The sequence below is a fragment of the Leucobacter sp. UCD-THU genome, from assembly GCF_000349545.1.
GTDB lineage: Bacteria > Actinomycetota > Actinomycetes > Actinomycetales > Microbacteriaceae > Leucobacter > Leucobacter muris.
The window spans coordinates 217454-238655 of the sequence record NZ_KB714604.1 but is presented as its reverse complement, the minus strand read 5'-3'; the positions used below and the strand labels follow the sequence as shown (position 1 = coordinate 238655).

Annotated in this window: 20 protein-coding genes; 12 read left to right on the top strand and 8 right to left on the bottom strand. The window is 61.7% G+C overall.

The features are described 5' to 3' along the window. Positions 1-646: 646 nt before the first annotated feature. Positions 647-3268 (bottom strand): sigma-70 family RNA polymerase sigma factor, encoded by a 2622-nt coding sequence (locus tag H490_RS31805; protein WP_193743416.1) that lies wholly within the window; start codon positions 3266-3268, stop codon positions 647-649. Between the two features lie 234 nt (positions 3269-3502). Between H490_RS31805 and H490_RS28535 the strand changes: the two genes are divergently transcribed. Then, entirely contained in the window at positions 3503-3868 is a 366-nt protein-coding gene (locus H490_RS28535) for a hypothetical protein (RefSeq protein WP_031290217.1), read from the top strand. A gap of 33 nt (positions 3869-3901) precedes the next feature. On the opposite strand, the gene H490_RS28530 is transcribed toward H490_RS28535, so the two are convergent. From H490_RS28530 to H490_RS28510, 5 genes are all read right to left on the bottom strand, one after another. After that, positions 3902-4954, bottom strand: coding sequence for a DUF4113 domain-containing protein (locus H490_RS28530; RefSeq protein WP_256378817.1), 1053 nt, complete (start codon positions 4952-4954; stop codon positions 3902-3904). An 84-nt stretch (positions 4955-5038) separates the two neighbouring features. Next, positions 5039-5221 (bottom strand): hypothetical protein, encoded by a 183-nt coding sequence (locus H490_RS28525; protein ID WP_017884933.1) that lies wholly within the window; start codon positions 5219-5221, stop codon positions 5039-5041. Positions 5222-5514: 293 nt separating this feature from the next. After that, a complete protein-coding gene (locus H490_RS28520) occupies positions 5515-6354 on the bottom strand; it encodes a F510_1955 family glycosylhydrolase (RefSeq protein WP_017884932.1) in 840 nt (279 codons plus the stop codon). A 153-nt stretch (positions 6355-6507) separates the two neighbouring features. Then, positions 6508-7113, bottom strand: a complete 606-nt coding sequence (locus H490_RS28515; RefSeq protein WP_017884931.1) for a DUF305 domain-containing protein — start codon at positions 7111-7113, stop codon at positions 6508-6510. Between the two features lie 97 nt (positions 7114-7210). Continuing rightward, the gene (locus H490_RS28510) at positions 7211-7699 is read right to left on the bottom strand and encodes a DUF6153 family protein (protein WP_152424311.1); all 489 of its coding nucleotides are present in this window, start codon (positions 7697-7699) and stop codon (positions 7211-7213) included. 188 nt (positions 7700-7887) lie between these two features. Between H490_RS28510 and H490_RS28505 the strand changes: the two genes are divergently transcribed. From H490_RS28505 to H490_RS28480, 6 genes are all read left to right on the top strand, one after another. Further along, positions 7888-8148 carry a YHS domain-containing protein gene (locus H490_RS28505; RefSeq protein WP_031290215.1) on the top strand — a complete coding sequence of 87 codons (261 nt, stop codon included), beginning with the start codon at positions 7888-7890 and terminating at the stop codon, positions 8146-8148. A gap of 73 nt (positions 8149-8221) precedes the next feature. After that, positions 8222-10444, top strand: coding sequence for a heavy metal translocating P-type ATPase (locus H490_RS28500; RefSeq protein ID WP_017884928.1), 2223 nt, complete (start codon positions 8222-8224; stop codon positions 10442-10444). Positions 10445-10446: 2 nt separating this feature from the next. Beyond that, positions 10447-10788: a metal-sensitive transcriptional regulator gene (locus H490_RS28495; RefSeq protein ID WP_370567039.1), complete on the top strand. Its 342-nt coding sequence runs from the start codon at positions 10447-10449 to the stop codon at positions 10786-10788. 430 nt (positions 10789-11218) lie between these two features. Next, the gene (gene cmtR / locus H490_RS28490; RefSeq protein ID WP_017884926.1) at positions 11219-11578 is read left to right on the top strand and encodes a Cd(II)/Pb(II)-sensing metalloregulatory transcriptional regulator CmtR; all 360 of its coding nucleotides are present in this window, start codon (positions 11219-11221) and stop codon (positions 11576-11578) included. Further along, entirely contained in the window at positions 11536-13533 is a 1998-nt protein-coding gene (locus H490_RS28485) for a heavy metal translocating P-type ATPase (protein ID WP_238560352.1), read from the top strand. Before cmtR ends, H490_RS28485 begins: the two co-directional genes overlap by 43 nt. Positions 13534-13545: 12 nt before the next feature. Next, complete coding sequence (locus tag H490_RS28480) at positions 13546-13863, top strand: hypothetical protein (RefSeq protein ID WP_017884924.1); 318 nt, start codon at positions 13546-13548, stop codon at positions 13861-13863. Here H490_RS28480 and H490_RS28475 read toward each other — a convergent pair whose 3' ends face one another. Continuing rightward, positions 13864-15153 carry a hypothetical protein gene (locus tag H490_RS28475; protein ID WP_017884923.1) on the bottom strand — a complete coding sequence of 430 codons (1290 nt, stop codon included), beginning with the start codon at positions 15151-15153 and terminating at the stop codon, positions 13864-13866. Here H490_RS28475 and H490_RS33080 point away from each other — a divergent pair. From H490_RS33080 to H490_RS31800, 5 genes are all read left to right on the top strand, one after another. Next, on the top strand, positions 15043-15822 hold the full coding sequence (locus H490_RS33080; protein ID WP_416371715.1) for a primase alpha helix C-terminal domain-containing protein: 780 nt from the start codon (positions 15043-15045) through the stop codon (positions 15820-15822). The genes H490_RS28475 and H490_RS33080 overlap by 111 nt on opposite strands. Beyond that, on the top strand, positions 15819-16472 hold the full coding sequence (locus H490_RS28470) for a DUF2637 domain-containing protein (protein WP_031290211.1): 654 nt from the start codon (positions 15819-15821) through the stop codon (positions 16470-16472). The genes H490_RS33080 and H490_RS28470 overlap by 4 nt, the downstream gene beginning before the upstream one ends. A gap of 1099 nt (positions 16473-17571) precedes the next feature. Then, positions 17572-17778 carry a hypothetical protein gene (locus tag H490_RS32905; RefSeq protein WP_306408814.1) on the top strand — a complete coding sequence of 69 codons (207 nt, stop codon included), beginning with the start codon at positions 17572-17574 and terminating at the stop codon, positions 17776-17778. Further along, the gene (locus H490_RS28460; RefSeq protein WP_031290210.1) at positions 17775-18773 is read left to right on the top strand and encodes a ParB N-terminal domain-containing protein; all 999 of its coding nucleotides are present in this window, start codon (positions 17775-17777) and stop codon (positions 18771-18773) included. Before H490_RS32905 ends, H490_RS28460 begins: the two co-directional genes overlap by 4 nt. 30 nt (positions 18774-18803) lie before the next feature. Then, entirely contained in the window at positions 18804-19988 is a 1185-nt protein-coding gene (locus H490_RS31800) for a PD-(D/E)XK nuclease family protein (protein WP_081611680.1), read from the top strand. On the opposite strand, the gene H490_RS31795 is transcribed toward H490_RS31800, so the two are convergent. Then, positions 19979-20908: a class I SAM-dependent methyltransferase gene (locus H490_RS31795; protein ID WP_152424309.1), complete on the bottom strand. Its 930-nt coding sequence runs from the start codon at positions 20906-20908 to the stop codon at positions 19979-19981. The genes H490_RS31800 and H490_RS31795 overlap by 10 nt on opposite strands. Between the last annotated feature and the right edge of the window lie 294 nt (positions 20909-21202).

Here is a 21202-nt window from a genome sequence, read left to right as displayed (position 1 = left end):
GACCGACCGGCGATGGCGGGGCGGGCGCGCCGCCCGTGCCGCCCGTTCCGGTCGACTGCGCCCGTGCCGCTCGACCGCGTCCCTGGCGGTCGGCTGCGGCAGCGACCGCGACCTCGTGAGACGGTGTCGCCCCGGGAATGGGCGATAGCCTCAGCACACGCGCCACAAACACAAAAACCCCTGACGAACAGGGGTTCTTGTGATCCGGGTCCCTGCGTAGACAGTTCTCAAACCCCACCCCGAAGCTGAAATCGTTGATTTCTCGCTGGAAACGAGGGGTATACCGGGTGTCTCAGCGGACCGATAACACTCCGATTCAGGACGTCCGAGGACCTTGCGTCAGGAGGATTGGGAAACCTCAAACCCTTCTCACCCCCGCTGAAGTAGATCGACTTGTCGACGATTACCTCGCTGGTCTCAGCGTCGGATACCTGGCTCAAAAGTATGGTGTGCACCGCGCAACCGTTTCGAAGCACCTCACCCGAAACAACGTCGTACGCCGTCAGCACGGCCTCACAATCGAGGAAGCCGCAGAGGCGGTGAAACTGCACCGCGGTGGCATCTCGATGCGCGCGATCGCCCGCACACTTGGCGTTGACCGGAAGCAGGTACGCGTTTCCCTCGTTACCACTGGTGCGTTGTGAACTTAAATCAGATCACGCAGCTGCCTCCCCTGATTGTTTGCGAGTTCGATGAGCTTTTCGCGAGCTTGCTTCTCGATCTGACGCACACGTTCTCGCGTCACACCCAGGTCTTCACCGATAGCGTCTAACGTCATAGGTTCCCGCGGCGCTTCTAACGTTAAGTAGAACGGGAGCCCATGTCGTTTTCGCAGGACTTCTTCTTCGCGGCTGGTCAGATTTCGCAGAACACCATCAACGCCAAGGCGTAGGTCTTCGACAAGTAGGGCATGGTCGACTTCTGCGGCATAATCGTCGATGATTGTGTCACCGAATGAGACTTCCTGGATGTGCCCCGGCTCAAGGAGCCAAACTTTTCGGTCGATATTCAATGGTGTCTCATCTAGTTTTAGGAGCGCATCAAGGTCCCGTTCAGTTATCTGCAGCTGAGTCGCTACCAGTGCGAGCGCAGTGTTCTCGTCGGCATGGCGCTCTGCATCCTTCTTGAGGCTTTGCGCTTTCTTCAGCTCTTCAACTTTGTGAACGGGGAGCCGGATTGTGCGAGAAGTATCTGCAGTTGCCCGCGTGATGGACTGCTGTATCCACCATATTCCGTAGGTGGAAAACTTGAGTCCCTTTCGGAAATCCCACTTCTGTATTGCCCGCTCCAACCCAAGGTTTCCTTCTTGGATGAGGTCCAATAGATCCAGTGTCCCCGCGCCAGCCGTGTATTTTTTTGCAATGCTGACCACCAGGCGAAGGTTGGCGCACAAGAACCTCGTATGTGCGTGTCGCCCCCGTTTGACTAGCCATTCCAGATCTCGGCGTTCTCGTCTTAGGCGATAATTTTGAGCATCGAGTTGTTCTTGCGCGAGCAAGCCCACTTCGATCTCTCTTCCAAGTAACACCTCCTCTTCGGCTGTGAGCAGCTTGAATTGGCTGATCTGTTTCAAATAGAGGTGCGTGGAATCCTTCCCGAGGGTAGCAACCCCTCGTAGTTGTTCCGGTATCTCACCGTCCCAAATTTCAATCTCTTCAACTTCATCCTCACCCGCAGAAGAGTCGCCCGGCTCGCTGGCATCTGGAGAAACGCGCCTGTCTCGGTTCTTCTTGCTCGGGCCTTCGTTGCTCTCATCGTCCCCGCGGTTCCCAGGTTTGGCACCTGACTTGACCTGCAAATCAATGAGTGGGCGAACGCGCAAAGCTGGTTGCCGCTTCTGATGTCTACCAGGCGTGGGTTCTGGCGCAAGTGCATCAGGGGCCGGGTTGTCCAGAAAAGCAAGCACCTCGGTAAGGTCACTTGGCAGGTCAAACCAGCCGAGGTCCCGAGCGTAGGGCAACACTTGATTGAGGTGTTCGTCACCAGAGATCTCGGGGTCCTCGATTGTCTCTTTCGCGTAGAAGTATGCAAGCTTTCCGGCACGCCCATCTTTCTTGCGACGGATCACGCGGCCGAGCCGTTGCACGAGTTGACGTTTACTTCTATTCGCCGCGAGCACTATTCCAAGTTCGGCCTCTGGCACATCAACACCTTCATCAAGCACCCTCGGTGCCGCAAGCACGGGCATGCTCCCTTGCCGAAATGCGTGCATGTGTTGCTTTCTCTGCGCACTACCCATCTCGCTGTACACCGCCGTGGCAGAAATACCACCGCGGGCTACCACTTTGGCGGCGTCTTCAGCGCCTTGCTGGGTGAGCGAAAAGATAAGCGAGCTGCGCGCGTTTGTGAGAGCAGGAGTCAAGAGTTCAAGATTTGTGAGCTTTGCATGTGTTTGTGACAGTAGCCGTTGCCGTGACGATACCGCTCGCATGTATTTTCGGGCGAGCATGGTCCGTGCGCTTAGGGCTTCTTCGGCTGCCCACCCTGCAACGGTGGCTAGAAACTGTGCCGCTGACATAGCCCCATTCGGCATATAGCCCTGTAGAGAGCGATGAGATTTGCTGATGCGGTCCGAAAGCTCTTGGTACTCGGAGTATTCTCGCGGTTCGAGACGCACGCCGATGAGTGCGATATCGAACGGAGCGATCAGGTTGTCTTCTCGTGCGCGTTCGTACCAAAGACGAAAGACGACACCACCGAAATAGGGGTCGAGATGCTCAAGATGTTTTTCATCTGGGCGTTCATACGTGGCCGAAAGCCCAAGCCGCCAAGGATATGTCTCGTCGAGCACCTTTGAAAACTGTTCCCCAGCGAGACGGTGAACCTCGTCAGCAACAAGCAGGCGACTACCGTGCCCGGTCAACGGGTTCAATGCGCCTCGCTGCATTGTTGCCACCGCGCTCTGCACGGTCGAAACGATCAGCTGATGATAAGTGAAGTCATCTCGGTGTTGATCTCCGAGCCGTCCGACTCGCACCCACGGCAGGAGAGTGCGTACTTCGTTAAACCACTGGTACAGCAACTCAATTGTTGGCACTAGTAGCAATACCTGTCGACCCTCACGGATCGCGGCAGAAATCGCGGCCAACCCGAGCCGAGTCTTGCCTGCACCTGTGACAGCTTCAACTATTCCTTGATGGTCAGATCGTACCCACGCTTCAAATGCTTCTTCCTGCCAAGCGTAGAGACCAAGGCGCCCGTCTTCGAGCGGATGCAAAGGAAGAGCTGCACTCAGCTCGGGCTGCACCATCATCGGCATCGTGTCCATATAACTGATATTGCCATTACCCTCCGACATTCTTGGATTGAGTGCGTGGGATTCTGTTTTCGGTTGAGCGACTATTTGGAATTTCGGGTTCCCAGCGCACAAGCCTTCGGCGTATGCTGAGGGCAGGCGGCCTCTACCTGCGACGTCATCGCCAGAATCGGTGACATAACTCAATGGCCTTGGCTGAACAGTTTTCTTCCTCCTGTCGCCCTCGACTTGGGGAGGTCTGTGACCATGTTTCGCCTGATCTGGATCATCAGCATCTACGTTCGCAGCTTTATGCGACGCTTCATGCTCAGCAATATTGCAATCACCGCACTCCGCACTCGCAGCGGCCTCAAGTGGGCCGCACCGGCGATGCTTCTGTCAGTGCCGTACTTGTTCGCAGCAAGCTACGTCTCGACACTTGTCGACGGTGGCGCATCGAAATGGCTCTACGTCGCCTTCCTCGTGTGCATCTGGAACGCGTTGAAGTTCTTAGCGAACGGCATCGTCTGCGCGGGACTCCTCGCGCGGGTACGCATTCACGAGCGGCGACTCCAGAGGTCCACTGCCAAAGGGGCCACTGTGCACGCGAACGAGCAACTCATCGACGCCTGAATCCGCAGCCAGCAACCACCCTCGCGCGCTGAACTACGCCGCAGCGACGAGTAGCTCATCCCAGTTGGTGAGGCATCGCCGAGATAGCAACTCGCGTTTCATCTCCCAACCGGGTGGGGCCTTCGTGCCGCCAAGCCCGACGCCAACCGCAGTAGTCGCGAACTTTCGATTGATCGCATCGAGGGCTTGCCCCACACCGCGCCCCTCGAACTCTGGCCTGAAAAGCTCGAGCGGTTGCACGCCGTCAGCCAGTCGCAGGTCAGTGAGCACGACACCGGCACGGGCGTACCTGATGCCCTCGGTTGGGAACAGCTTCGGTATGAGCGCTCGTGCAGCCCTGGTGAGTGTGATGGGGTCATCAGTTGGCGTAGGGAGCCCCACTGAAACTTGAGCGCTATGGGCCACGGTGCCCGTGTCTGCCCAGCCGGTCATTGCCCAGGCAGACAAGTGCCCGGAGAGTGAACACTGTGCACGTAGCCTCGCCGATACTCGCTGCGCGTACAGCGAGATCACCTGCTCCATCTCACGGTCGTCGGTGATCTTTTTCGAGAAGCTGCGCGAGAAGATGAGTTGGTCTTTGGTTGTCGGCGGGATCAGTTCGAGCGGAATGCACGGAATCCCGCGTAGTTCGAGCACGATGCGCTCCATATTCACGTTGAACTTCTTCCTGGCCCATTTTGGATCAAGGTCTCGTAGATCTTTCGCGCTGTGCACGTTCATCGCTGCTAGCTTTTTTCCTCTGCGCCCTGCGACTCCCCAAAGGTCAGTGACGGGGATGGATGCGAGGATCCTGCTCATTTGTTCTTCGCCATATCGCCCGACGTGCAGCACTCCGTTCATGGCGGGTGTCTTCTTGATACCTATGGCGGCGACCTTCGCAAGGGACTTGGTGGCCCCCATTGCAACGCGCACGGGCACCCCCGTGAGCTGTCGAACTGCCTGCCTGATTTCGGTGCCGACTCCCTCCAGCTCGGCTGGTGTGCCTCGCAGCCCAACGAATGATTCGTCGATCGAGTACACCTCTTGCCAGGCGGAGTAGCGCGAGATGATCTCTACTGGTAGTGACGATTGTTCAAGAGTGCACAATTCGGGAACTATCCGACCCCAGTCCAGATGACGACGACGACGATAACCGGGCGCAGAGGATCGCAGTGGCCAGTGCCTGCTCGATCATCTGCTGCGCATCTGCTCGGCGGGTGGGGTTCGCCAGGTGAGTGCTGCTCCAATGATCGTGACGACGACAGCGACGTCGTAGCTTGCCAGGGTGTAGGTCCACACCGCGGTCTCGCCAGCAAACTGTGTATCGCTGAGGATGTGGCTCATGATGAGCGCCGGTCCGAGCACCAACAGCACTCGTCCCAGGCGCACGAGCCGGCGGTGCGTCCGTTCGTTATGTGGAACCGTCGATGTCGTTACAGACGGGGACAGCGAGATGTCAGCAAGAGGCCGGAGGTGCCGCAATGAATCCGTGGGTCTCCCGTCTGGGTGTAGGTGGGGGGTCATTGGAACATCGCCCCGATAGCGAGGTAGCTCGCGATCGCCACGACTATGAGGGCGATCGTCGCGGCGGTGATGAAGATCACCGGGGTGCTAAGAGGATTCTTTCGCTGTTTCATGATGCCTCGATCCGAAGAGTAAAGCGTTGCCTACCGTGCGGGGCTGAGGACGGTGGTGTCATCTGCGATGATGTCGACGATGCCTCGATCGTCGACGAGAACGATTCGTTCATCGCCGATCGCGGCGAAGGCCTGAACAGCACCGTCGACGGCCTCGAGGCGTTGCCAGGTCTGGTCGGCGTCTTGTTCCCAAAGAGCGCCGTCCGTGCCGACGCCGACGAGGACGCCGTCCGGGCGGGCGTCGAGCATGTATAACAGTGGCGCGCCCTCGACGGGGACGAATGTCATACCGTGGTCGTCGCTGCGCAGGAGTCCTTCTTCGGCTGCGGCGTAGATGCCGTTGTCCGTGGCGACGAGATCTGCCGCTCCGATCGATGCTCCTGCTGTCCATTCGTGGCCGCCGTCGGTGCTGATGAGGAGCTCGATGTCGCTGGACGCGATTCCGTAGAGGGTGCCGTCGGGGCCGGCGGTGAGGACGTGGAAATCGGTGCTGCCGTTGAGCGCGACGGGTGACCAGGTCTGGCCGTAGTCGTCACTTTGGATGATGCCGAGGTTGGGGGCGCCGAGTTCTGCGGCGGTTTTGGGGCCGGGGTGCCCGGAAGCGAACAAGGTGTCTTCGGCGATGGTGAATCCCATCGCGTCGAAGTCGTGGCCGCCAATGGGGCCGGAGACCTCCCCGTCCGGGGTGACGGCGTAGATGCCGTTGTGGGTGGCGACGAGCAGGTCAGTGCCGCGGGGGTCTTCGGCGATGCCGTGGACATGTTCGATACGGGGTGTGGCAGCGTCGGGTTCGGTTGTTTGGGTGTTGGCGCATCCGGTAATAACGAGAGCGAGTGCGGTGAGCGTGGTCAGGGGCAGGAGGCGGTTCATTGGTGCTCCGAGAGAAGTAAGTAGAGGGCCCTACGAGACGGCAGATCACGGGTCGTAGGGTGCGCGGCAGAGGGGGTTCGCGTCGAGACCTGCTGTGTGAGGTTACGACGGGGCCGGGCGGGTCGTGTCGAGTGTCGGCCCGCCCGGGGTGCGTCAGAGCTCGTTGAGGAGGTCCTGCATGGTGGAGATCTCGGCGGTCTGGTCGTCGATCACCTGCTGGGCAAGGTCAAGGACGTCCTGGTTTTGACCGTCTTCGAGAGCAGTGCGCGCCATATCCACGGCGCCGTCGTGGTGCACGATCATCTGCTCGAGGAAGATGCGGCTCGCTTGCGTCGCGTCTGCCTCTTCCAGCGTTGCCATGTCTTCTTCGGACATCATCCCGTCGCCGGAGTCGTCCATTGAACCGTGGTCCATGCCACCCATGTCGTCGGGTTCGTACTCGACGCCCCAGTCGTCCAGCCACCCGAGCATCCGCTCCATTTCCGGGCCTTGGGCATCCTTGATCTGCTGAGCGAGCTCCGCGACGGCCGGGTCGAGTCCATCCTTCGCCAAAACGATGTCGGCCATCTCGATGGCCTGCTGGTGATGCGGGATCATCATCGTCACGAACATCTCATCGGCGTCGTTTGCCGTGACGGTCGATGAGGTGTCCGACGGTGCAGTGTTCTCGCCTGTCGGCGCGGATGCGTCAGAGCAGCCGGTGAGAACGAGAGCGAGGCTGAACACGCCAGCACCGAGGGCAAGGGGAAGCTTCTTCATGAGTAAATCCTTCGAATGAGTAGATATGAGGGGTCGTGGACACAGCGCCGCGCAGAGGGCGACGCCGGGGTGTCGGCAAGATGCCGACGATGACCGATCAGGTTCGACTAATCGAAAGGAATATGAGTGAGGGTGTGCGCGGCAGGATGCTCACAGCCCGCAACCGCAAAGACGACGCCAGCGCCCGCAGGGGCGGGCCGAGATGCTCCAGAAGCATCGGGCGAACCAGCAGAAGAAGAGCTGCAAGCAATGCGAGGACGCACGCGGTGACCATGTCCGAATGGCTTTGCCCGGTTCCCATCAGACAGGTGTCATCACACGCGATAGCGCCGCTGATGTCAGAGGTGGCCGCCATCGGGGTGGAGTGCTCGGGGGCTGTTGACGCTGTCGCGGAATGGTGGGCGTCGTGGCCTGCCACGTCGGCACTGAAGGTGTGCATGCCAAGCAGCCCCACCATGATCATGAGTGCGGCACCGGCGATCAGCAACAGGGCACGCAACGATAGCTGCTGACGCGCGATGCGTAGCGTGATCTGCATATGCTCGGCCCTCCGTTCCTTCTCCCACGCTAACACCACCAACTTCACGAACACCCTGGGGAGATGCCCACCGCCGACGGTTGAGTGATGGGTCTGACACAATGAGCGGATCTCACTCACCAAACCGTCACGCGATGATGGTGAAGCCTGTTCCGCTAACTCTACAGGAATACCCTCGGGGGGTATATGGTTGTACGTGTCAGAGTCGAGCCGCAAGCCTGAAAGAGGAAAACAATATGTCCGATTCCCCCGCTGGATCCTGCTGCAGCCACAACAGCCACGTGGCGGTCGCGGCCGATGGGCGCAAGGATCTGCTCGCCCCATCCGCGGACGAGCTCGCTGAATGCCCGGTGATGGTCGGCAGCACCGTCGTCAAAGCAGACGCAGAAGCCGCGGGCCTGTTCCGTGACTACGAGGGCGCCCGCTACTACTTCTGCTGCGCAGCATGCGGCCCCCGCTTCGACGCGGACCCCGCCAAGTACGTTGCCGCCGCCTGAACACGCACCACCCCCGCGGTACTCGCTACCAAACACCCCTGTTTAGCGTCACTATTTCGAGGAGGATCGATCCATGAGTAACTCGCACCACGACGGCGTTGAACACACCGACGGACATCACGAGTCCCACACACCCGCGGAGCACGAGTCCCATCATGAGATGGCGCATCATGCCCATACGGATGTGGCCGATGCCGCGACATCGGGCTCCTCGCACCATACACATCCCGACACGATGTCTCACGGTGCGCACGGCACCGATGGAGGGCACGACACTCACGGGGCCCACGAGGGGCACGGTGGTCATGCGGGGCACGGCGACCATGTCGGGCAGTTCCGCCGGTTGTTCTGGATCATGCTCGTCCTGGCGGTCCCGACCGTTGCGCTGTCGGGCATGTTCTCGATGATCCTCGGCTATTCTCTCCCGGACATCTCCGGGATCATGTGGGTGTCTCCGGTGCTGGGAACGGTGATGTATGTCTGGGGCGGGAAACCGTTCCTCGTCGGCGCCGTCAGCGAGATCCGCTCCCGAAAGCCCGGGATGATGCTCCTCATCGGCCTCGCAATCACGGTCGCATTCCTCGCATCGTGGGGTGCGACCCTAGGGATGTTGCATCACGAGCTCGACTTCTGGTGGGAGCTGGCGCTCCTCATCGTCATCATGCTGCTCGGTCACTGGATCGAGATGCGCTCCCTCGCCCAGACCACCTCCGCCCTCGACTCTCTGGCCGCTCTCCTCCCGGATGAGGCGGAACGGGTCGAGAATGGCGAGGTCGTTGTCGTCTCACCCGCCGACCTTGTCGTCGGCGATGTTGTCGTCGTTCGGCCCGGAGGCAGCGTCCCCGCGGATGGGCGCATTGTCGATGGACGCGCGTCGATGGACGAGTCCATGGTCACCGGTGAATCTCGCACGGTCACCCGCGGCAGCGGTGATCCGGTCACAGCGGGCACTGTCGCCACCGATTCGGGATTGCGTGTTGAGATCACTGCGATCGGTGATGACACCACCCTCGCCGGCATCCAACGCCTGGTGACCGAAGCGCAGAGCTCCTCGTCCCGCGCCCAGCGACTCGCCGACACCGCCGCCGGATGGCTGTTCTGGTTCGCACTCGGATCTGCGGCCATCACCGCGCTCGTATGGACCCTGGTGGGATTCCCGGATGCCGCCGTCATCCGCACGATCACCGTCTTGGTGATCGCTTGCCCCCACGCGCTCGGTCTGGCCATCCCGCTAGTCGTGTCGATCGCGACCGAGCGGGCCGCGCGCGGTGGCGTCCTCGTCAAGGACCGGCTGGCGTTGGAGAGCATGCGCACTGTCGACACTGTGTTGTTCGACAAGACCGGAACTCTCACGAAAGGCGAGCCTGTCGTCTCCGAAGTATCGATCACCGACGGGGGCGACGCGGATCAGGTGCTTGCGCTGGCGGCCGCCGCGGAAGTCGACAGTGAGCATCCCCTGGCGAAGGCGATTGTCCGTGCCGCTGCCGAGAAGAAGCTCACGGTGCCCGGAAGTCGCGACTTCACCTCATCTCCCGCGGTTGGCGTCACTGCAACCGTCGACGGGTCGACCATCCGCGTCGGTGGACCGCACCTTCTCACGGAGGAAGGCGCAGACGAACTCCCCATTGCCGACGCCTGGCGCACGGACGGCGCCATCATCCTCCACGTCATTCAAGACGGGCGTGTGATTGGTGCGTTGAAGCTCGCCGATGAGGTGCGTTCGGAGTCGCGCGAAGCGGTCGATGCGCTCCACGTCCTCGGCGTGCAAGTGGTCATGATCACCGGAGACGCAGAGGCCGTCGCACATGCCGTCGCTCAAGATCTCGGCATCGACCGGGTCTTCGCCGGGGTCCGTCCAGAAGACAAGGCCGCGAAGGTCCAGGAGCTTCAGCGAGAAGGTCGGAAAGTCGCGATGGTCGGCGACGGTGTTAATGACGCTCCCGCACTCGCCCAAGCCGACGTCGGGCTCGCAATCGGCGCGGGCACGGATGTCGCGATCGCCTCGGCCGGCGTCATCCTCGCCAGCGACGACCCCCGCTCCGTGCTCTCGGTAATCGAACTGTCCCGCGCCGCGTACCGAAAGATGAAACAGAACCTCTGGTGGGCTGCGGGCTATAACCTCATCTCCGTCCCCCTCGCAGCCGGTGCCCTCGCCCCTATCGGGTTCGTGCTGCCGATGTCGGTCGGCGCCGTCCTCATGTCGCTGTCCACGATCGTCGTCGCGCTCAACGCGCAGCTGTTGCGGCGCCTGGACCTTCGTCCTGAGACCACGACTCGCGCCATCCTCGACCGATGACCATGACGAATCAGGAGAAGACGATGACCGACGTCATTAAACCTGCAGCTTCGTGTGACCACGGCGAGCACGGCTACATCACCGACAAAGCCCGCTACCTCGCCCGACTCAAACGCATCGAAGGCCAAGCACGTGGCGTGCACCGCATGGTCGAAGACGAGCAATACTGCATCGATATCCTCACCCAGATCTCCGCACTCACCGGCGCCCTGCAAGGCGTCGCCATCGGACTCCTCGAAGACCACCTCCGCCACTGCGTCGCAGACGCCGTCCGCGCAGGCGGGGACACTGCCGAAGAGAAAATACGAGAGGCATCTCAAGCCATCGGCCGCCTCGTCCGGTGAGGTGAGAGCCGCGGAATCACGCGGAGGTTGTGATCGACGCTCTGACTGCCTGTTTCACGAAAGGTCACAACGTCTGCGGCGTTCATACATGCGCGCGTCCGCAGTGCCAAACGCCGCCTCGTTGAGCTGCGACCTATTCACAGCCGCCCCGAGTCGGGAAACATCGTGATTGGCGCAGGCTGACTGTCATGCATCTTCCTCTCCGGGCACAAGGCACGACGCTTACCGAAGAGCAGGCGAAAATGCTCGATGACGAGTTCTTCCGCTCGAACCCGCCGGGATGCCAGACGCTGACGCATCGAGGCGCAACTGTGGGTCGCGATCTCGCTGCCGAGCCGCATCGTTGAATCGCGTGTTCAGCAGATATCGGGTGCTGTGTCGCTTGGCGGTGGAGCACTGATTGATCAGTCAGTGCTGTATAGTTCAGCGTATGCTGACTATTGCTTCACGCCTCGACGTCATGAACCGGCTCGGCCGTGCCATGGCGGATCCGACGCGTTCCCGGATCCTGATGACGTTGCTCGATGGTCCGAGCTACCCGGCCGTGCTCTCGCGCGAGTTGGAGCTGACGCGCTCGAACGTGTCTAACCATCTCACCTGCCTGCGCGACTGCGGGGTCGTGGTCGCTGAGCCTGAGGGTCGCCAGACTCGCTACGAGATCGCAGATCCGCACCTTGCTGCTGCGCTCGTTTCCCTCGTGGACGTGACGCTGGCTGTCGATGAGCACGCACCTTGCGTGGACTCAGCATGCACGGTACCTTGCTGCTGCGGGACGGGGGCGGACGCGTGAGCGCGGCGTGTGGCTGCGAACACGAGCCTGCTACTGCGGCGGATGATGAGAATGAAGAGGTGGGGCGACCCTGGTGGAAGGACCGCGGCATCATGGTGCCGGTCTTTTCAGGTGTCGCATTCCTCACCGGTCTAATCCTTGAATGGTCCGGCCTCGAGATCCCGGCGCTCGTGCTGTTCTGGGCCGGCCTGTTGCTGGGCGCGTCGACGTTCACTCCTGGCGCGATCCGGAAGCTGTTAAAGGGCAAGCTCGGGATCGGGCTGCTGATGACGATCAGCGCGATCGGCGCGGTCATTCTCGGTTACGTCGAGGAGGCCGCAGCGTTGGCCTTCCTATACTCAATCGCAGAGGCCCTCGAGGACAAGGCGATGGACCGCGCCCGGGGAGGGCTGCGGGCGCTGCTGAAGCTGGTGCCGGAGACGGCGACAGTGCTGCGCGACGGGGTGTCCGTGCGGGTTCAGGCGAAGGAGCTGACGGTCGGCCAGGTCATGGTGGTCCGACCGGGCGAGCGGATCGCGACCGACGGGATCGTCCGTGCGGGGCGCTCCAGCTTGGACACCTCGGCGATCACCGGGGAATCGATCCCGGTCGAGGTCGAGCCCGGCGATGCGGTGTCGGCCGGCGCGATCAACAGCGCCGGCGCACTGGAGGTCGAAACGACCGCGGCGGGTACCGACAACTCGCTAACCACGATCGTCGAACTGGTGGAGCAGGCGCAGACGGAGAAGGGCGAGCGTGCTCGTCTCGCGGACCGGATCGCTCGCCCGCTGGTGCCCGGTGTGCTGATCCTCGCCGCCCTCGTCGCGATCCTCGGATCGCTGCTGGGCGACCCGGAGATGTGGATCACCCGCGCACTCGTCGTGCTAGTCGCAGCCTCACCCTGTGCGCTGGCGATCTCTGTTCCGCTGACGGTCGTCGCCGCGATCGGCGCGGCGAGCAAGTTCGGCGTGATCATCAAATCCGGAGCCGTCTTCGAGCGCTTCGGCACGGTCCGGCATGTAGCCGTCGACAAGACCGGCACCCTCACCTGCAACGAGCCCGCGGTCACCGCCGTCCTCACCGCGAACAGCGTGACCGAGACACAGGCGCTGGCCTGGGCGGCGGCGCTGGAACAGCACAGCACGCATCCCCTCGCCTCCGCTATCACCGCTGCGACTCCGGGCATTGCGGCAGCTGTAGACGTGACCGAGAAGGCCGGGCACGGCATCGAAGGCACCGTCGACGGGTCGAGAATCACCGTCGGCAGCCCCCGCTGGCTCGACGCCGGGGAGCTCGGAGACCGGGTCGCGGGTCTCGAGGAACAGGGCATGACCGTCGTGATCGTCCACCGGGACGGATTCCCGGTCGCGGCGATCGGTGTCCGCGACGAACTGCGCCCCGAAGTTCCCGAAGTCGTCCGCACGCTCGCGGATCAGGGCATCGACATGACCATGCTCACCGGCGACAACGCCCGCACCGCACGCGCCCTCGCCGCACAGGCTGGCATCAAGGATGTGCGTGCGGAGCTGCGTCCCGAGGACAAGGCAGCGGCAATCGGTGAGCTGTCGAAGGCGGGATCGGTCGCGATGATTGGCGACGGCATCAACGACGCCCCGGCCCTCGCCTCCGCGGACATCGGCATCGCGATGGGAGCGACCGGTTCCGACGCAGCGATCGAGTCCGCCGATGTCGCGTTCACGGGCCACGACCTGCGCCTCATTCCGCGGGCGTTCGACCACGCCCGCCGGTGTCGGCGGATCATCAACCAGAACATCTTCCTGTCGTTGCTGATCATCACCGCGTTGCTCCCACTCGCGCTGTTCGGAGTCCTGGGGCTGGCCGCCGTCGTCCTGGTCCACGAGATCGCTGAGGTCATCGTGATCCTTAACGGCCTGCGCGCCGCGCGCGCCAAGTCGCCCGCGCTGTCGTCGGTAACGCCTTCTTCACCTGTCGCGGTCCACGCGGGTCGGAACTGAGAGGAGTTGGTCATGGAGATTACGTTGCAATACTTCGACGGGTGCCCGAACTGGGAGATACTCGATCGTCGGCTTGCTGGGCTGCTCGACGGCCGATCAGATGTCCGCGTCACACGTCAGTTGGTCGAGACCCCGGAGGACGCTGTGCGACTCGGGTTCCACGGGTCACCGACCGTTCTCGTCGACGGGGTCGATCCCTTCGCAGACGAGCACGCGCCGGTCGGGCTCGCCTGCCGGGTGTTTAGTACCCCTGCCGGGCTGGGAGGGTCTCCGACCGTCGAGCAGTTGCGCGAGGCGATTTCCGGGCGAGCGCTGACGGGTGATGCTTGATCAGGCGCGGGTGGAACGAAGAGCCGGGTAATCGGACCACTCACCGCCGGCGAGACGTGACCATGAGGCAGCGGACGCCGTCGTGATGCCGAGGAGGTCCGAGACGATCCGGGGATGCAGTTGCCGTGTGAGTTCGATGAGCGCTGTTGTGCGGGCGCTCCCGGCAAGCAAGCCTTCGGCGCGAAGACGACGGCTCAGTGGGCCCGGGGTGAGGTGGCGGCCTGGGTTCCTGCCGGGGAACAGCCATCCTTCAGGATGGCCCTTTGTGGCATCGACGAGCTCGACGATGGCGTCGCCGAGGATCTCTGGGACCTTGATCGGCTCGGCTCCGACGGTGAGCGTCACGGGCTGCGAGCTCGTATCGACCTGTGCCCGGGTGATCGTGACGATGCGGGTCAGCTGGATGCCGTAGAGCAGTACGAGGAGACCCGCGGCCCGGGTCTTCGGGTCCATGTCGGCATCGGACAGGAACCTGCGGGCCATCTGCCATCGGTGGTCGGAGGCATAGTCTCGCCCTTCGAGGCGATGGGCTCGAAACTCGACGCGAAGGGTGCTCAACCGGTGCTTTCGCAGCCAGCGAGTGAACGGTGCCAGCGCGTCGCGTTGGCTGGGCGAATCGGTCAGATGCGCGTCGAGTAGGCGCTGCGGAAACGTCGCCAGCGTCTCCTGGTGCGACCGGATCTCTCCAAGGAACGCGGCGCAGTACTTCAGCGCAGTCCGTTGCCTCTGGAATCCGGAAGCAGGGCTGGACGCGATGCGCAGTGCCCGAGTGGATCGGAGGAGCTCCCAGGTGCAGTATCGGCGCAAGATCAACCGGTCCTCGGGATGGTCGATGCCATCGAGCCAGTCGTTGAGCCAGTGGGTGAAACGCGTGCCCTCGACGTCGAGCTCCGGCAGCACGCCGGAACGGACCAGCAGTGAGAGGAGGAACGCGACCGACTGTCCCGACCGGGCTCGGGTGATGATCGCCTCGGCGGTGAGCGGCAGGGTCCCGTCCGCGAGCTCGCGGAGCACCATCGCGCACTTGCTCTTGTGCAGCCAGCGTTCGAGCGACGCCGCTTTGCCATGGTGCGTGAGCAGATAGTCAGCAAGGGGGTGGAGGTCCGCGCGGATCTCTCCCGCATCGTCGGCGAGCAGTTGCTGGATCGCGACGGGCCGGCGGCACTCGACGCAGAGGTGATGTTTGCGGATCTCCTCGATCGAGCCGCATCCGGGGCAGGCCATCGTGCTCGGAGTGCCCGCGCAGTCGGCGCAGACCATCTGGCCATTCATGAAGCCGGTCAGGAACACCCTGCGCGCGCACTCGGGACAAGGTTGTGGTCTGCGCATCGCGTAGTAGCAGCGCGCGCATACTCGTCGTCCGTCGAGGTGGGAGGCGACGCGGCCAGGTTCTCCGCAGAGACCACAGGTCTTGATCGGTGCGGTGTAGCAGGTGGCGAGCAGCGGTCCTGGCAGTCCGCGGGCTCGGGCATCGACTTTCGCGGTGACGGGGGCTACATCATCGTGCCGCCTTCGGCTCGAATGGTGGGCAACCGACTGGAGCACTACTCGGTTGAAAACGTCAACCTCGGCGCGACTTGCAGCCTCGATGCGGGTCAGTTGCGGGGGTTCCTCGATCCGAAACAGGATCAGCCACGTCGCCCACTGACGGCCGATCGTCCTCTGGACGTTGAGCGGCTCGCAGCATGGGTGTCACGTCTGCAAGAAGGCGAAAGGAATCAAGGCCTATTTTGGGCAGCCTGCAAGATGGCCGAGAACGATATCTCGCCAAACACGGCGCTCGACGCACTCGCGGTGTCCGGTGGCAATGCGGGACTCACCGAACGCGAAGTCACGACGACGGTGCGCTCGGCATATCGCACAGTTCACGGAGCACCCGCGCGACAGCCATCGGATACAGCGCTGTCACCTTCAGATAGACCGCCGCCTGCCTCAACACGTTCGTGGGTGCTTTCATGACCACGTCACCAAGCGGTCACCGCTGGGCAGTCCGGACTGCGGTGTGTGGCACCGTCTTCATCGCAATAGGCGCTTTCTGGCTCTCGTTTACTTCGCTCGCAGATCTCGCACATCGGTCTGGGATCGGTGCCGGGCAGGCCTGGGCGTGGCCGCTCATCGTGGACGGCATCATCGTGGTCGCGACCGTCGCCGTCGTCGCACTCGCAGGTAGTCGGGCCGCCTGGTACCCATGGGCGCTCCTGATCGGCGGCGCGATCGTGTCTGTGACGGCGAACGCGATCCACGCCGTCATCGCCGCCGATGCCGACGTGCCCAGCATTCTCGCCGGAGCCGTAGCTGCGGTGCCACCTGTCGTTCTGCTCGCAATCACGCACCTGACGGTGATTCTGGCCCGGGCTAATAGCGCAACAACCACCAGCCAGTCTGCCGAGAAGTTCGATGAGGTCTCCGCCGATAAGCCACCGATTCCTGACCGCCGCTCCCTCGCTACGGCACTGCGTGGCATCGGCTGGACAAACAAGCAGATCGCGAACGAACTCGACGTGCACCCGTCAACCGTTGGTCGCTGGCTGTCCGCTGATGAACCAGAGGTCATTGAACCCGATGTGCACCTACTCACCAACACCAAATCTGCTGAGGAGCAATCATGAACGTGAAGAAGGACACCTCACCCGTTCTCGGCGATATTGCCGGGATTGAAGGTACCCCCGATGCGATTGAAGCCGCTGCGAACAGACGGCATCGAGGGCTGTCGATGGATCCGGCAGCAGCGCCCGCTCGCGGGGTTGAGTGGGTGCGGCCCACAGACCTCATCGCCCGTGGCGGTTCCCGAGTCGCAGGAGCTGGGATCGATTTCCAGCGAGAACTTGCCCGTCGTGCTCGCTCCGCAACATCGACACACATGCACCTACCTGGTCACCGAGCGCGGAAGCTCCCGCCGCTTTCGGCGTTTGGGCGAGGTGGCACGGATCGCGGCATGGATCGGGGTGCCGTCGGCATGCGCTGAGCGGCAGATGGCACGGAGGAAATGATGCGCACGGACACGAGTGATCGATTCGTGGGAACGAGTGTGCACCTGTCTGCCAGGAGGTTCGCCACAATGACTACGACAACCAAGAATTCGACTTCAGAGGACTACACGAGCAGCGAAGGTCTACGCAGAGTGCTCATGCGACTGCACCAGCGCGGACCCGGGGCGTGGCAGCGCGACCCCGTCGCCGCAGACTTGATGAGTTTTGCCGCCGAAAAGTACGCGGCCCTCGCGCGGAAACACGGGCTAGATCCCTGGGAAGCAGCAAGTGCCGCCTTTGATGTGATGCGACTACGTTCTACGCGACACGCAAACGATCCCTGGGCAGTCGTCACTCGAGGCGTTCAGGTGACCTGCATCGCTGAGGAACGCGGACAAGGGCTGCTGTGCTCAACCAACAAGGCCCGCCGCCCACACATTTCTGAACTGCACGACCCCGAGCGCATCTCCGACCGTGAGACGCCACTTTCGGACTACCACCCCTCGTTCCGCACAACTGACCGCTTCGAGTTTGAAGAGGAACCAGAGCAAGAAGAACAGCTGACCGAGACCTCCGCCGCACGCGCCTCCGCGCGAACAGCAGTTGCGGATGCGGTGCGGCTGTTCACCTTGCTCGATTGGCCCACCGATGTCGCCAAGCTCGCGATCGACCGAGTCTGCGAAGCCACCGAACGCGCCGGGTCACGAGCCAGCGCATACGAAGCGACAAGCACGCGCTCGTGCTGCTCGACCTGCCCGTACCTTCATGGTCAGCACTGCTTCGAGCAATCCTCGGCAATACGCACCCGGCATTGCAGGCAACCTCAGCAGGTCGGGGTGTGCTGCTGCGCCTGCTGCTCGGTGAAACGGTGCACTCGCTGTTGCACGACGAGGATCTCGTGTTCCAGATCGCACTCGCTGCTCCGAAGCGAGGCGAGCGATCATGAGTAACAGGGACGACAATTTCGTCGTCATCAGAACAGTCGACTCCATTCAGGTCGGCAACCGACACCGCAAAGACCTCGGTGATATCGATGCACTCGCCGCGTCGATCCAACGCGACGGCTTGCTGCAGCCAATCACCGTTACCCCCGAAGGTGTGCTTGTGTGCGGTGCGCGGCGACTCGCCGCAATCAAACAGCTCGCATGGGCTGAAGTGCGAGTGTGGGTGCGCTCTGGCATCTCCACCCAGCTCGGGTACATGCTCGCCGAACAGAACGACAACATGCTCCATAAGCCGCTCAGCCAGTTGGAAGCAGCGGAGCTGTATCGGGAGATGAAGGTGATTCTTGCCGAGGATGCTGCACAGCGAAAAGCTGCAACGCAGTTCGTGAGCGGTGAAAACCGCGGAATGTCCGGTCCCGCCGATTCGGCGGGACCGTCAACTGAGCCACGTGGGGATGCGCGGCGCCAGGCTGCCGAGATGGTCACCGGTACGTCCTCCTACACCCGCCTCGAAGAGATCAACTTCATCCAACGCATCGCCGAAGACTCGAACCGGCCCGAGGAAATTCGTGCCGCGGCACAAGGCTTTCTCGACGACATTCGCGACGAGGCTCCAGTGCACCCGTGCTGGCAACAGTTGAAGGAGCTGCTCGCGGTGGCGAAGGCAGATCGTGACGTCTTGCTGCACCGGATCGCCGAAGAAAAACTTGCCGAGCTGCGGGCGGAGAAAAAGCCCAAGAAGCGTGCACCGCGTTCCTCAGCACCGGCACGGATGGAACCGATGCCCGTGCGCGCATTCGTGATCACATGGGCCGAACTCGGAAACCTCTACCCAATCGCCGACCCGGTCGTAATCGCCGCAAAGCTGACTCAGGCAGAAGCCAACATGTTCTTCACCGTGATCGACAACTGGGTCGAGTTCGCAGACCGACTCCGAGAAGCACTCGAGCAGCTCGATGACGACGATGAGGCAAAGCCCAACCTGCGCGCGGTCTGAGGGCAGACGCGTCTTGAATAGGCTTGGGTCATGCCTCGCCAACAAGAAACCGAAAGCCGTCTGGTCACTTCGCTGGTGCCTTCGCTTTCTCGAAGCCTCGCCGAGCAGTTCAATGTCTTTCGGGTCATGCATCACGGCACTCACGAAAAACAACTCTCGAACGTCTTTGCCTGGCTCCTACGGGCCGATGGAACCCACGAGCTGGGTGACACCTTCCAACAGATCTTCATGGCCAGGATCAACAACACGCTTCCTGAAGGCGCCGAGTTTCCCACATCCGGGTATCGGGTCAGCCAAGAAGTAGACACCTCCGGCGATGCCGCGACAGGCAAGGACATTGCCGACATTGTGCTCATGACAGCTCAAGAGAGCGTCGTCGTTGAGAACTTCGGCACCTCCGACGGGCACGGCCATGATTATTTTGGCTATCTTGCCCACGGTGCTCAGGGCGGAAGACGTAGCGTCGTCGTGCTGCTGTGCATACGACGAGAGAGCGAACTTCAGACCGATGGATGGGAACAAGCGGTCGTTCTCACCTATGCGGATCTCCTCAGCGATCTGCACGCGCACGTCAAAGCAGACAAGAAGTGGCGTCGAGACCACCCGCAGCAGAACTTCTTCATCAACGAACTGGTCGAAAACTTCGTGGAAGGACCTAGCCCCGTGAATACTGCCGATCGGATAGCTTTCATCAAGACAATGTGTGAGACGGGAGAATCTGCTCGATACGGGCAACGTCCCCAGGATGCAGCCGCAGAACAGTTCGCCGAAATACTCGCTCAGCACGCGAAGCAACAGTTTGAAGACGGTCGAAGAACCCTTGGCGATGCCAAGAGATACCTCCGCCAATACGCCGAACGACGACTTATGCCCCAGGTCAACGGCGCACTTGGTGAAGAAGCTGTCACCTCAGTTCGAGCGAATTTTGTTGGCAAGTGGGAATGGTACGTGCGACTCCTCAGCGCCAACGGCGACATGGTTGCGGGGCTTCTGTTTGGCCCGACTGCAGCTACTTACAATGACGAGATTCCAGAGCCAGTCCAGAACCCAGACTTCGGCAAGGTCTTTATCCTGGTGCGGTCTTCTGACGTTGAGAGTCTTCACCAAACGGATATCAGCCTGGAAGATGTACTCACCGGATTTGAGCCAACGGATGATCGACTCGTTCAAACTGTGGTCCCGCTTGTGCAGATGAACCATGCAGCTCAGGAATGATTCCGTCTGATCGCCACAGTGTTGAACCGGCCGACACGCTCGATCCGACCTTCGTGTCGATCTGCAAATTCTCGTAGCCGCGAATTAGCGTCAGCAAGCTGTTGCGAGGTGAGATCAGCAGTGACCGGCGCTTCATCTTCTGCATACGCCGACAACACCAGTCGGCCACGGGCATGACGCATGATCGATTCCCAGTCATCGTGTGAAAGATATGACGCTGAGCCGCCGAGCGCGAGCACGAGATCAAACTGTGTCCCTGCCAGGTTGCGGCGCGCGAGCGTGTCCGCGAACGTTCTTGGCTCAACCCGCGCCACGAGCGGATGCTTCCGCACCAATTCATTGAGCATCGCCTGAGACGGGTCTATCGCTGTTAAGCGGGGTGCTTCTGTCAGCCCCAGGTCAAGAGTGAGCCCGGTGCCTGCACCGATGTCTAGCGTGCGGCACTTGCGGTAACCGTCGGTGACTACGTCTACGAGTCGCGTGAACCCTCGTTGTTCTTCGTCAGACGCGGTGAAGTCGCGATCCCAGTAGGTTGCGATTGCGTCGTAGCTAGTGCGGAATTCGCTCTTCGTGCGTGGCATGTTCTGCGGGCCGTAGATGTGGTCAGCTCTGCCTCTGTTGATCAGCGTCACGTCGTCGTGTTCTCGATCCATGGTCCAGTACTTCCAACCGTCGTGAACGAGGTAAATGCGTGTCGATTTGTAAAACTTCTGCGGCTCACCGAACGTGTGGATCACCCGAGCTGCCCTGACAAAGTCGGCCTTTGTTATTCCTTCAGTTCGCTCAGCGATGTATTCGTGTGGTGCGCCCTCCGCGTAGGTCACTGCGAAGACCCAGTCCAACTTCACAATCTTGTTTTGCCACCATTCAAGGTCTTTCTCGGTGATCGGCAACAGGCTTACGTTCTTCTCAATACTCACTTGCTCACTCAACTATCTTTGCGCGACCTGGATGACGTGCATCTTCTTGTGATTTCGAGTATCAGGCCAGCCACCGACATTCCTCGGTCAGTCGGATTCTGTGCTGGGTCACGTAAAGATGTCGACAAGACCTCATAGTCAGCGGCGTGCACCTAGTGGGCATGAAGACTTCACCCGACTCGCGCACACGCCGAAAGCTCATCGCTCTGACACTCAGCGGCGCAATCCTCATCGCCCTGGTCGCATTTGGTGGGTACGGGCTACTCACCGGATCTCGCGATGCACCGCCACCAG